The sequence below is a fragment of the Stenotrophomonas sp. 3diitr2024 genome (genome assembly GCF_042136455.1).
Taxonomy (GTDB): Bacteria; Pseudomonadota; Gammaproteobacteria; order Xanthomonadales; family Xanthomonadaceae; genus Stenotrophomonas; species Stenotrophomonas sepilia.
In genome coordinates this window covers 1-11,530 of the sequence record NZ_JBHHMJ010000544.1, presented here as the reverse complement: position 1 = coordinate 11,530, position 11,530 = coordinate 1, and the positions used below count along the sequence as shown (strand labels likewise).

Genomic DNA, 11,530 nt, shown 5'->3' with positions numbered 1-11,530 from the left:
CCGGCCAGCGGCCGGCACTACCGGCGTACGCGGGGTCGGATCCCTTTCCGCATGAAAGGGCTCTGACCCCGGCAACGGATGCAGACAGGACGGGCGCCTTCGGGCGCCCGTTCTGCGTTGCGGCACCCGGCAACTGATCCGCGCACCCTGTCACGGAGCACTAAGAAGCTGCTTGCTAGGCTTTACGCCCGCGTGGGCTGCCAACGGCAGGCCATGCGCCGGGACGCAGACACCAAAGGACAGGACATGCCGCGCAACCGTGAACGACTGAACCGGGCCATGAAGCCCCTGATGACCCTGTGCTGGGTGGCCCTGCTGGCCGCCTGCACCCCACCTGCCGGCGACGCCGGCGCTACGGCTCCGGCTGCGGCCAGCGGACAGGCCAGCCCCGCAGGCAGGGCCGCCGACGCGCCCGCCACGGTTGCCGACACGAGCGCTGGTTGCGCCGATGCAGCGTCGCCGGCACAGACCCTGGTCTGCAAGGACCCGACCCTGACCGGCCTGGATGCGGACATGGGCAAGGCGGTCACTGCCGCACAGGCCACGCTCGATGCAGCAGGGCAGAGCAAGCTGCACGCCGAACAGCAGCGCTGGCAGGAGCACACCCGCGACCTGTGCACCGATGCACAGTGCCTGCGTCAGGTGTACGCCGATCGCCTCAAGGTGCTGTCCGCTACGCGTGACGGCCTGGTCGATCAGGATGCATGCGAAGCCCCTGACGGCCAGCAGCAGTGCGTGGACCTGCTGGTGCTGCGCGATCCCAACAGCCAGCTGGCTAACTTCAACACGCTGCTGGGTGAGAACGGCCAGGAAGGCCGCCTGCTGGGCTGCACGGCCGCCACGAACATGGGCGGCGGCGCCAACGCCCTGCTCGCAGCCAACTGCACCCAGGAAACCTCCGCCGGCAGGCGCACCGTACAGCTGTGCAGCAACCAGATGGTTGGCCAGTTCGCCCTCGAACCGGCGCCGGCTGCTTACGGCACCCAGGCTATCCGCCAGCTGCTCGGCTTCACCCAGCAGCACTGCGCCGGCTGACAATCGCCGGGCACGCCCGGCGCTTTTCTCTCATTGAAGGACGATGACCATGGCAACGGATTCCACCCTTACGCGCGAACAGCTGTCCACGCTGTTCCTCAACACCGAGCTGGGCGGCGACACCCGCCACCTGGACCACTTCTCATACGCACAGAAGGGCGCAAGCACCTATTCGTTCGGGCTGGTGCAGTTCGATGTCGGCGGCAATCCGCAGGCCAGGCGCTTCCTGCGCGACAACGGCTTCACCGATGGTGACATCGCACTGTTGTCCCAGCAGGGCGGATTGAGCACCCAGCAGCTGGCGGCGCTCGACGCCAAGTTGCAGGCCATTCCGCAGGCCAGGATGGACGAGCTCACCAACGCCAAGCTGGACAGCGCCATCGAGCGTGTCGATCAGGCCATCGCCAAGGTGCGTGCAACCAATCCGGCCGCGGCCGATGCCATCGCCGCCAACCCGGAGTTGCAGTTGGCCATGGCCGACTATGACAACCAGTTCGGCAGCATGGGCCCGCAGTTCATCAGCTATCTGGCCGGCAATGCGGAAAAGCTGCAGGGCGGCACGGTCCAGGCCGGCAATCCGCCGACGCGCGGCGACGTGCAGAACTTCGTCGATGCCACCAAATACGGCATCCAGTCGCAGGCCGCCGTAGCCAGCCGCGATGAGCGCTTCGACCGGGCCATGGTCCAGATCGGCATCACCCCAACCCATGCTCCCTCGCACGGGTCACCGGGCACGCCTGCGGGCAACGGCGTGCTGGTCAACGGCAGCAAGGGCGATGAGGTGCAGGCCATGCAGCAGAAGCTGTCCGACCTGGGCTATCTGGGCAAGGACGGCAAGCCGCTGGTGGCCGATGGCGATTTCGGCCCCGGCACCCTGGAAGCGGTCAAGCAGTTCCAGCGGGATCACCACCTCACCGTAGACGGCAAGGCTGGCGGCACTACCCTGGCCGCACTGGATGCGGCCACGCAGCAGCGCGCACCGGCTGCCGAACCGACCATGGCCACCCCGGGCCACGCCGACAACCCGCGTTACCAGCAGGTCGTGGAAAAGCTGGAAGCACTGGAAGAACAGCGGCGCCAGGGCGGCCTGTCGCCGCTGTTCAATGACCGCAGCCAGCTCGAGAACGCCGCAGGCCAGGTGGCTTACGAGTCAAAGTTGGCCGGCATGAGCCAGGTCGATACCGTGCTGGCGCGGCCGGACAACCAGGGCGTGTTCGCGGTGCAGGGCCAGCTCGGCGATCCCGCCATGCATCGCACCTACGTGGACCTGTCGCAGGCGGTGAACCACAATCTGCAGGACAGCACGCGGCAGAGCCAGGCCCTGGACAACGAACTGTCGCAGCGGCAGACCCAGGAACAGATGCAGACGCAGCAGTCGATGTCGCGCTGATGCTGGATGCAGCCGATCGCAGCCGGGACGGGCGCCTTCGGGCGCCCGTTCTGCGTTGACGCGCGAGTCTCGGTCAAGGCAACGCCCCAGCCCCGCGCTAGGATGCGTCCATGACCCCGGCCATCAACCTGCTCAAGCGCGAGAAGATCGCCCACACCGTGCGCAGCTATGTGCACGACGCCCACGCCGAATCGTATGGCGGCGAAGCCGTCGACAAGCTCGGCCTCGACCCGGCCCAGGTCTTCAAGACCCTGCTGGCCAGCACTGAAGCACATGAACTGCTGGTGGCGATCGTGCCGGTGGCCGGCCACCTGGACCTGAAGGCGCTGGCCGAAGCGGCCGGCTGCAAGAAGTGCGAGATGGCCGCCGCCGACGCCGCGCAGCGTGCGACCGGCTACCTGGTCGGCGGCATCAGCCCGCTGGGGCAGAAGAAGCGCCTGCGCACGTTCCTGGATGCCAGCGCGCAGGTGTTGCCCACGCTGCACGTCAGCGCCGGCCGCCGTGGCCTGGAAGTGGAACTGGCGCCGGCCGACCTGCTGCGCCTGACCGCCGGCCACTACGCTGCCGTCGGCAAGGCACGCTGATGCGCTGGCCGTGGTCTGCAGCACCGCCGCCCAGGCTGGAAGACGCGCAGGCCGATGTGCTGCTGCAGGACCTGCTGTCGCGCGACGCGACGCGCATCACCGACGCCGCCCGCATCGTCGCACGACTGTTCAGTGCACCGTCGCTGGACGCATTGGCCGCGCATGTGGACCTGATTGAACGCAGCTGCCACGGCATCACCCTCGGCGGCATGCTGATCAGCAACCAGGCGCATCTGGAGGCGGCCCTGAAACGGCTGCGTCACTGGCAGGCGCACGCAGGCTGCCTGTGCGCGCTCAATTCCGGCTACCCGTTCTTCGATCCGCGCCGCCTGATCGAACAAGGGCAGATGCAGCTGCTCGCGTTGCAGGAGGCCGAGGATGGTTGGGGCGATTGCCACAACGTTGCCTGCATGCACTGCGGCCAGCATTGGCAGGCCATCGACCGCGAGTACCACTACCCGTGGTGGGAATGGAAAACTGCCTGAAGGCCAGGCAGCCAAGCATGGCGTGGCTCTACTGCGGTCCGTACACTCACGCGATGCGTGGACGACCAATATCGCTCACGGCCGCCAGTTCGCGTTGCTCTCCCAGAACTCGACAGAACGCCGGTAGGCCTCGCGGTCCAACGGCACGCCGGAACCGCCCTCTTCCACGCCCAGCGCATTGCGCATCATCGTGATCGGCGCCATCGGCACCTCTTCCGGCTCGGCGGTATAGATACAGCCGACGATGCCCCAGTCGGCCTCGATCGGCGAGCCTTCCTTCGCCAGCTGCTCGGCGCTGTACAGGATCACCACCAGATAGTTCGCACGCGGCGACTCCACGCCCTCGAACCAGCGCACCAGCACCGGCAGTTCGTCGCGATTGCGTGCCTCGTAACCACTGCGCAGCAGATGGCGGTTGGCCTCGGTGATCGGCACGGTCAGGCAGCGCGTGCTGGTCCAGTTCTCGTAGACGAACAGTTTGCAGAACGGCGCATAGCCGTCCAGTACCTTCATCGGCGCGTGCGCGTTGAGGTGCGCTTCGAACTGTTCGGCAGTGCAGTCCTGGATCGTGTTGCCACGCGGTACGCGCGGGAACAGGCGGGGACGGGCGAAATCGGTGAGAACGATGGACATGGCGCGGCGTGATCAGGGAATCTGCTGCACAGGGTACCTGCCCACGCGGCATGGAGGGCGGGATGCCGATGGTCACTGGCATCGGCACCCGTGTTGGCGCACCCTGCAGGCGACCCCATGCAAGGATTGCCGGTTCATGGATGCACTACCCCGCTCCGCCCGTCGTCGCCGCTGGCCGCGCGTGCTGGCCGTGCTCCTGCTGGTCCCCCCCCTGTTGTTCACCGCCGCCCTGCTCTGGCCGCTGTCTGCACCACCGCTGCCCCACCCCGGCAACAGTCACGTGATCGTCAACGCACGCGTGGTGGACATCGCCCGCGGCCAGGCCAGCGAACCCACCACGGTGACCGTGCGCAACGGCACCATCACCGCCATCGGTGAAGACCCGCCGGAGACCACGTTGCCGGTTCTCGATGCGGGCGGACGCTGGCTGCTGCCCGGTTTCTGGGACATGCACACCCATGCACTGCAGCTGTCACCGCAACTGCAGTTTCCGTTGATGCTGGCCAACGGCATCACCGGTACCCGCGACATGATGGACTGCCCACAGGCCACCGATCCGCTGATCGCCTGCGTGGCCGACAAGCGCCGCTGGACCGCACAGGCCATTGCCGGGCAGCAGGTTGCACCGCGCTTCGTACAGATCGCCAGCTTCTATTTTGAAGACCCGGCGCTGACGCCGGATGCAGCGGGCGAACGTGCACACGCGTACCGCGCACGCGGCGTCGATGCGTTCAAGGTCTACAACCGCCTTCGCGCCGAGACCTACCAGCGGCTGGCCAGCGAAGCGCGGCAGCTGCATCTGCCCCTGGTCGGACACCTGCCCAGGGCGGTCCCGCTGGAAGCCGCATTGCACGCGGGCCAGCGCAGCTTCGAGCACGGCCATCTGTTCGTGCGCCATTGCGTGGACAGTGCCGCCGCCTGGCGCGAAGGCTCGCTCGATGACGGGAACCCGACCGCGCTCGCCGAAGCCATGGTGGGTGACTACCAGCCCGCCCTCTGCGCCCAGGCGTTCGACCTGATGCAGGCCAGCGGTGCGGCGTTCGTACCGACCCATGTCACCCGCGAAGAGGATGCACGCGCGCGCGATCCGGCGTTCGTCGACGACCCGCGCCTGGCCTACCTGGATCCGCTCTCGCGCTGGGCATGGCGCGACGATCTGAAGGCCACCGTGGCGCGCTATCCCGGCGCGCGCGGCGAACAGGCGCTGAAGGCCTACTTCACCCATGGCCTGGCGCTCACCGGCGCCGCCCATCGGGCTGGCGTGACCGTACTGGTCGGCACCGATACCGGACTGGGTGGACTGCGTTACCACGACGAACTGCAGTGGCTGCGGCAGGCGGGGCTGAGCCAGGCCGACGTGCTGCGTGCGGCCACGCTGCAGGCCGCGCGTCATCTGCAGCTGCAGGCATCGCATGGCAGCGTCGAGGTCGGCCGGGCCGCCGACCTGGTGTTGCTCGATGGCGATCCGCTGCTGGACACCGGCAACACGCGCCGCATCCACGCCGTGCTGCTGGCCGGGCACTTGTACGACCGCCCGCGCCTGGACGCACTGTGGGCGTACGCCCGTGCACAGGCACGCTCGCCGGCGGTGATGGCGCGCCTGCTGTGGGGCTTCATCACCAGCCCGGTCAGCGCTGAGCTGTAGCAGCCTGTCCCGCGCGAGCGCCCGGCAGCGGCCACGCTTCCACATATTCGCGCACATCCATCTTGATGAAGCGATATACTGATCCGCACCCGCCGCCGCCGCCCGTGCCATGACTGCCATCAGCTTCGAGTTCTATCCGCCCAAGACCGACGAACAGCGCAGCCAGCTGGATCGCGCCGCAGCCAAGCTGAAGGACTACGGCCCCGAGTACGTGTCCTGTACCTTCGGCGCTGGTGGCTCGACGCTGAGCTATACCTCCGAGACCGTGCGCCATCTCAACCAGCACCATGGCTTCGAGGCCGCACCGCATCTGTCGTGTGTCGGCGGCACCCGCCAGGAAATCCGCGAACTGCTCAAGCTGTACCGCGCCATCGGCTGCCATCGCCTGGTCGCGCTGCGCGGCGACCTGCCCTCCGGCATGGGCTTCCCCGGCGACATGCGCTATGCCGCCGAGCTGATCGAGTTCATCCGCGCCGAACACGGCGATGCGTTCCGCATCGAGGTAGGTGCCTACCCGGAGACCCACCCACAGGCCTCCGATGCATTGGCCGACCTGAAGCACTTCAAGGCCAAGATCGATGCCGGCGCCGACGCGGCGATCACCCAGTATTTCTACAACCCGGATGCGTACTTCCACTTCGTCGATGCCGTGCGCCGGCTCGGCGTACAGGTACCGATCACGCCTGGCATCATGCCGATCGCCAACTTCAGCCAGCTGCGCCGTTTCTCCGAGCAGTGCGGTGCGGAGATCCCGCGCTGGATCAGCCGCAAGATGCAGGCCTATGGCGATGACGCCGAATCGGTGCGGGCGTTCGGTACCGAAGTGGTCGCCAGGCTGTGCCAGCGCCTGGTCGAGGGCGGCGCGCCGGGCCTGCACTTCTACACCCTGAACCTGGCCAAGCCGACCACGTCGGTGCTGAAGCTGCTGCACGGCTGAAAGCACGCCATGCCACCGCGATCGGCGCTACCCTGCGTCGATGAACCGGCTTTCCTTCCTGCTGTTGCTGCTGTCATTGTGCTCGGCATCGAGCGTTGTCCATGCGCAGTCCACGCGCTTGAACCGCTGCACCGATGCGCAGGGCCAGAGCGTGTATACCGACCGGCCCTGCGACAGCGTCGGCGCCCGATCACGATTGCCACCGCCCGCGCCCACCGGCAGCACCCTGCGGCGAGACACCCTGGGGGCGCGCTGCCCACGGCGCCTTAGCGAGCTGGTGGACGCGCTGCGCATCGGCATCCTCAGCAACGATGTGAACCGGTTGTCGTCGCTGTACCTGTGGGGCGCGGTCTCCGATGCCGGTGCGCAGCGCATCCTCGGTCAACTGGAATCGCTGGCGCGGCGGCCGCTGGTAGACGTGGTACCGGTGTATCCCTCGCAGGCGCTGCCGCAATCGCAGGATGAGGATCAGAGCCCTGCGGCGCAGGTATCCGACCCGGAGCCGTCGGCCGTGCGGCATCCGGTCGGCCTGCGCCTGGAACAGACCCTGCCCGGCAGCGTGTCGCGCGCTTCGACGGTGCTGGGGTTGCGGCGTCAATACGGGTGTTTCTGGATCACGTTGTGACCGGACGGGTCGGATCCCTTTCCAGCGGAAAGGGCTCCGACCCCGGATTGCCGCGATGGGGTCAGAGCCCCGCTGCGCAGGGATCGGGCCCCGCATGCCGGCTCACGCCGGCCACAACCCGCCAATCGCAGCGATACCCTGCCCACCGTGGCGACGGGCTTCGGCGATATGGCCGGCGACCATCCCACCCAACGCGTAGATCGGCAGCGACACCTGCGCGCGCAGCGCGGCGAAGGCCTCCCAGCCCAGCGGCACTGCCCCGGGGTGGCTGGCCGTGGCCTGCACCGGGCCGAGCACCACGAAGTCGCAGCCCAGCCGCTGCGCCGCCTGCAGCTGCTCCAGGTCGTGGCAGGACGCGGCGACAAGCTGCCCTTCCGGCAAGGGCCGTTCCTGCAGGTCCTGCAGCTGCTCGCTGCCCAGGTGCACACCCACGCCCAGTGCGCGTGCCAGCGCGACATCGCGGTTGACCAGCCATTGCACGCCGCGACGATGCGCGCGCACGGCCTGTTCGATCATTGCCTGCCGTTGCGGGTGTTCCGGTGGCAGGCGCAGCTGGATGCGCTGCTGGCCCGCCGCGACCGCGCGCTGCAGGCAGTCATGCCAGTGCTGCACGCCGCTGGCATCGTCAGCCGGCGCCGGCGTGATCAGGTAACGGTCCGGTTGGCGCAGTGCGGCCACCACCGGCAGGTCGGCCGGCGGCATCGAATAGCGGCCCAGCTTGTCCTGCGCCACCCAGGTGATCGCCTGGCCTTCGCGGCCGCGCGGGGTGCCCTTCCAGCTGCGCACATGGCGCACTTCCAGGGTCAGGTGCTTGTCCGGATAGCGCTGCGGCACGTCCATCAGCCAGGGCCCGACATCGGCCTCGATGCCCAGCTCTTCGCGCAGTTCACGCGCCAGCGCCTGTTCGGAGGTCTCGCCGGATTCGCGCTTGCCGCCGGGGAACTCCCACAGGCCGGCCATGTCGCGGTTCTCGGTACGGCGGTTGAGCAGCACGCGGCCACGGGCGTCGGTGATGACGGCGGCCACGACGTGGATCGATCGGGTGGGGGAAGGCATGGGGGAAGCATGCCCAGAACAGTGCGGCCGGCGCAATCACGGATCCGGTGCAACTCCCCCGCAACAAACGAAAAGCCCCGCTTTCGCGGGGCTCTTCGGGATCAGCTCAGCTGGCCGTGGCAGTGCTTGTACTTCTTGCCACTGCCGCACGGGCACGGATCGTTGCGGCCGATCTTCGGCTCGTCGCGCTGCATCTGCGCGACGCCCTGCTGCGCAGCCTGCACCTGCGCAGCTTCCTCGTCGGCACTGTAGCCGCCCGCATCCTGGTGCTGGAACTGCGACTGGCTCAGGCGAGCCTGCGCCTGCTGCCGCTCGGCGGCCTCCAGGGCCTGCACTTCCTCGTCGCTGCGGATACGCACGCGGGCCAGCAGGGTCACCACTTCGCGCTTGACGTTCTCCAGCATGTCCGAGAACAGCTCGAAGGCTTCCTTCTTGTATTCCTGCTTGGGCTGCTTCTGCGCGTAACCACGCAGGTAGATGCCCTGGCGCAGGTAATCCATGCGCGCCAGGTGCTCCTTCCAGCTCTGGTCCAGCACGGTCAGCATCACGTGCTTCTCCAGCGCGCGCATGGTCTCTTCGCCCAGGCTGGCTTCCTTCTCGGCGAAGTGCTGGTTGACGCGCTCCTGGACCTTGCTGGCGATGGCCTCGGCGTCCAGTTCCTCATGCTGCTTGACCAGGTCGGTCAGCGACATCTGCAGGCCGAAGTCCGACTCCAGGGTCGCTTCCAGGCCACGCAGGTCCCACTGCTCGTCGATCGAGTTCGGCGGCACGAAGCGCGCAACGATGTCGAAGATCACGTCGTCACGGATGCCGTCGACGTTGTCCTTCACCGATTCGGCGTCCAGCAGCTCGTCGCGCTGGGCGTAGATCACCTTGCGCTGATCGTTGTTGACGTCGTCGAAGTCCAGCAGGTTCTTGCGGATGTCGAAGTTGTGGGCCTCGACCTTGCGCTGCGCCTTTTCGATCTGGCGGCTGACCAGGCGGTCCTCGATGACGTCGTCTTCCTTCATGCCCATCATGCGCATGGCCTTCTGCACCCAGTCGGAGGCGAAGATGCGCATCAGGTTGTCTTCCAGCGACAGGTAGAAACGGGACGAACCCGGGTCACCCTGGCGGCCCGAACGGCCGCGCAGCTGGTTGTCGATACGACGCGACTCGTGGCGCTCGGTGCCGACGATATGCAGGCCGCCAGCGGCCTTCACTGCATCGTGGCGCTTCTGCCATTCGGCCTTGACCGCCGCCTTCTGCTCGTCGGTTGCGTCCTCGCCCAGAGCGTGGATCTCGGCTTCCAGCGAGCCGCCCAGCACGATGTCGGTACCACGACCGGCCATGTTGGTGGCGATGGTCACCGCCGCCGGGCGGCCCGCGTTGGCGACGATGGTCGCTTCGCGGTCATGCTGCTTGGCGTTGAGCACTTCGTGCTTCACGCCGGCCTTGCTCAGGTGCTCGGACAGCATTTCCGAGGTTTCGATCGAGGTGGTACCCACCAGCACCGGCTGGCCGCGCTTGGCGCACTCTTCGATGTCGGCCAGCACCGCATTGAACTTGCCCTTGCGGTTGAGGAACACCTGGTCCGGGCTGTCCTTGCGGATGGTCGGGCGGTTGGTCGGGATCACCACCACTTCCAGGCCATAGATGCTCTGGAACTCGAACGCTTCGGTATCGGCCGTACCGGTCATGCCGGACAGCTTCTTGTACATGCGGAACAGGTTCTGGAAGGTGATGCTCGCCAGCGTCTGGTTCTCGCGCTGCACCGGCACGCCTTCCTTCGCTTCCACCGCCTGGTGCAGGCCATCGGACCAGCGGCGGCCGGCCAGGGTACGGCCGGTGAATTCGTCGACGATGACCACTTCGCCATCGCGCACGATGTAGTCCACGTCACGCTGGTAGATCGCGTGCGCGCGCAGGGCGGCGTTGAGGTGGTGCACCACGGTCAGGTTCTGCGCCGCGTACAGGCCTTCGGTCTCGCCATCGAGGATGCCGGCCTCGACCAGCAGCTGCTCGGCGTGCTCCATGCCCGCTTCGGACAGGTGCACCTGCTTGCCCTTCTCGTCGACCCAGAAATCGCCTTCGCCGTCTTCCGCTTCCTGCTTGACCAGGTGCGGCACGACACGGTTGACGCGGATGTACAGCTCTGGGGAATCATCGGCCGGACCGGAGATGATCAGCGGGGTGCGCGCTTCGTCGATCAGGATGGAGTCGACTTCGTCGACGATGGCGTAGTGCAGGCCGCGCTGGTAGCGGTCGGCCTTGGACAGCGCCATGTTGTCGCGCAGGTAGTCGAAACCGAATTCGTTGTTGGTGCCGTAGGTGATGTCCGCGGCGTAGGCTTCGCGCTTGTCGCTGTGCGGCATGCCCGGGTACACCACGCCCACGCTCAGGCCCAGCCAGTTGTACAGCTTGCCCATCTGCGCGGCGTCGCGGCGGGCCAGGTAGTCGTTCACGGTGACCACGTGCACGCCCTTGCCTTCCAGCGCGTTGAGGTACACCGGCAGGGTCGCCACCAGGGTCTTGCCTTCACCGGTGCGCATTTCTGCGATCTTGCCCAGGTGAAGCACCATGCCGCCGATCAGCTGCACGTCGTAGTGGCGCATGCCCAGCACGCGGCGACCGGCTTCGCGGCAGACCGCGAACGCTTCCGGCAGCACCTTGTCCAGGGCTTCACCGCCAGCGATGCGCTGCTTGAACTCCGGCGTCTTGGCCTGAAGCTGCTCGTCGGACAGCTTCTCGATCTCCGGCTCCAGCGCATTGATCTTGGCGACGATGCGGTTGAGCTGGCGCAGCTGTCGTTCGTTACGACTGCCAAATACGCGGGTAAGCAGGCTGTTGATCATTGAAGGAACCGGGTTGGATGGACACGACGCCCGGCCTCCCCCTGGGGATCCGTCCGCCGCAAACGAAACAGGGCGCCTGGCGCCCTGTCGATGGCAACACCCATTGTAGCTTGGGACGGCCACGTGGTGCAGTCGATTGCCACCGGTGTGGATGCGGCCGCGGTACTGGCCGACATGTACGCCGACCTGGGGCAGCGCATCGCCCTGGTTGAAGAAGACCGCGCGCTGGATCGCGAACTGCGGGAACTGCTGGTGGAGATCCGCGCGCAACGTTGGGAGCTGTATGCCGGTGAATGAGGCCATCGA

The 11,530-nt window shown here is 67.2% G+C and carries 11 protein-coding genes; 8 read left to right on the top strand and 3 right to left on the bottom strand.

What is annotated here, in order from left to right; all coding sequences use genetic code 11:
* Positions 1 to 246: 246 nt before the first annotated feature.
* The 4 genes from ABGA94_RS13985 (at position 247) to ABGA94_RS13970 (ending at position 3,494) form a co-directional block, all read left to right on the top strand.
* Entirely contained in the window at positions 247 to 1,035 is a 789-nt protein-coding gene (locus ABGA94_RS13985) for a lysozyme inhibitor LprI family protein (RefSeq protein WP_375367568.1), read from the top strand.
* A gap of 49 nt (positions 1,036 to 1,084) precedes the next feature.
* On the top strand, positions 1,085 to 2,425 hold the full coding sequence (locus ABGA94_RS13980; protein WP_235649826.1) for a peptidoglycan-binding domain-containing protein: 1,341 nt from the start codon (positions 1,085 to 1,087) through the stop codon (positions 2,423 to 2,425).
* A 110-nt stretch (positions 2,426 to 2,535) separates the two neighbouring features.
* Positions 2,536 to 3,009: a Cys-tRNA(Pro) deacylase gene (gene ybaK, locus ABGA94_RS13975; protein WP_111128372.1), complete on the top strand. Its 474-nt coding sequence runs from the start codon at positions 2,536 to 2,538 to the stop codon at positions 3,007 to 3,009.
* Positions 3,009 to 3,494 carry a hypothetical protein gene (locus ABGA94_RS13970; RefSeq protein ID WP_111128373.1) on the top strand — a complete coding sequence of 162 codons (486 nt, stop codon included), beginning with the start codon at positions 3,009 to 3,011 and terminating at the stop codon, positions 3,492 to 3,494. Before ybaK ends, ABGA94_RS13970 begins: the two co-directional genes overlap by 1 nt.
* Before the next feature lie 75 nt (positions 3,495 to 3,569).
* Here ABGA94_RS13970 and ABGA94_RS13965 read toward each other — a convergent pair whose 3' ends face one another.
* Complete coding sequence (locus ABGA94_RS13965; protein WP_053498826.1) at positions 3,570 to 4,127, bottom strand: DUF3228 family protein; 558 nt, start codon at positions 4,125 to 4,127, stop codon at positions 3,570 to 3,572.
* 136 nt (positions 4,128 to 4,263) lie between these two features.
* Between ABGA94_RS13965 and ABGA94_RS13960 the strand changes: the two genes are divergently transcribed.
* From ABGA94_RS13960 to ABGA94_RS13950, 3 genes are all read left to right on the top strand, one after another.
* A complete protein-coding gene (locus ABGA94_RS13960) occupies positions 4,264 to 5,772 on the top strand; it encodes an amidohydrolase family protein (protein ID WP_005415305.1) in 1,509 nt (502 codons plus the stop codon).
* 109 nt (positions 5,773 to 5,881) lie between these two features.
* Positions 5,882 to 6,709, top strand: a complete 828-nt coding sequence (gene metF, locus ABGA94_RS13955) for a methylenetetrahydrofolate reductase [NAD(P)H] (RefSeq protein ID WP_005415304.1) — start codon at positions 5,882 to 5,884, stop codon at positions 6,707 to 6,709.
* Positions 6,710 to 6,749: 40 nt separating this feature from the next.
* Entirely contained in the window at positions 6,750 to 7,334 is a 585-nt protein-coding gene (locus ABGA94_RS13950) for a DUF4124 domain-containing protein (protein WP_053498830.1), read from the top strand.
* 102 nt (positions 7,335 to 7,436) lie between these two features.
* Here ABGA94_RS13950 and ABGA94_RS13945 read toward each other — a convergent pair whose 3' ends face one another.
* On the bottom strand, positions 7,437 to 8,390 hold the full coding sequence (locus tag ABGA94_RS13945; protein ID WP_065178756.1) for a Nudix family hydrolase: 954 nt from the start codon (positions 8,388 to 8,390) through the stop codon (positions 7,437 to 7,439).
* 101 nt (positions 8,391 to 8,491) lie between these two features.
* A complete protein-coding gene (gene secA, locus ABGA94_RS13940) occupies positions 8,492 to 11,224 on the bottom strand; it encodes a preprotein translocase subunit SecA (RefSeq protein WP_005415301.1) in 2,733 nt (910 codons plus the stop codon).
* Positions 11,225 to 11,314: 90 nt separating this feature from the next.
* Between secA and ABGA94_RS13935 the strand changes: the two genes are divergently transcribed.
* The gene (locus ABGA94_RS13935; protein WP_375367570.1) at positions 11,315 to 11,521 is read left to right on the top strand and encodes a hypothetical protein; all 207 of its coding nucleotides are present in this window, start codon (positions 11,315 to 11,317) and stop codon (positions 11,519 to 11,521) included.
* Positions 11,522 to 11,530: the final 9 nt, after the last annotated feature.

Coding starts and splice junctions, on each gene's coding strand:
- ABGA94_RS13965 (WP_053498826.1), bottom strand. CDS start 4,127: ATGTCCATCGTTCTCACCGATTTCGCCCGTCCCCGCCTGTTCCCGCGC.
- ybaK (WP_111128372.1), top strand. CDS start 2,536: ATGACCCCGGCCATCAACCTGCTCAAGCGCGAGAAGATCGCCCACACC.
- ABGA94_RS13950 (WP_053498830.1), top strand. CDS start 6,750: ATGAACCGGCTTTCCTTCCTGCTGTTGCTGCTGTCATTGTGCTCGGCA.
- ABGA94_RS13935 (WP_375367570.1), top strand. CDS start 11,315: ATGGCAACACCCATTGTAGCTTGGGACGGCCACGTGGTGCAGTCGATT.
- metF (WP_005415304.1), top strand. CDS start 5,882: ATGACTGCCATCAGCTTCGAGTTCTATCCGCCCAAGACCGACGAACAG.
- ABGA94_RS13960 (WP_005415305.1), top strand. CDS start 4,264: ATGGATGCACTACCCCGCTCCGCCCGTCGTCGCCGCTGGCCGCGCGTG.
- ABGA94_RS13945 (WP_065178756.1), bottom strand. CDS start 8,390: ATGCCTTCCCCCACCCGATCGATCCACGTCGTGGCCGCCGTCATCACC.
- secA (WP_005415301.1), bottom strand. CDS start 11,224: ATGATCAACAGCCTGCTTACCCGCGTATTTGGCAGTCGTAACGAACGA.
- ABGA94_RS13985 (WP_375367568.1), top strand. CDS start 247: ATGCCGCGCAACCGTGAACGACTGAACCGGGCCATGAAGCCCCTGATG.
- ABGA94_RS13980 (WP_235649826.1), top strand. CDS start 1,085: ATGGCAACGGATTCCACCCTTACGCGCGAACAGCTGTCCACGCTGTTC.
- ABGA94_RS13970 (WP_111128373.1), top strand. CDS start 3,009: ATGCGCTGGCCGTGGTCTGCAGCACCGCCGCCCAGGCTGGAAGACGCG.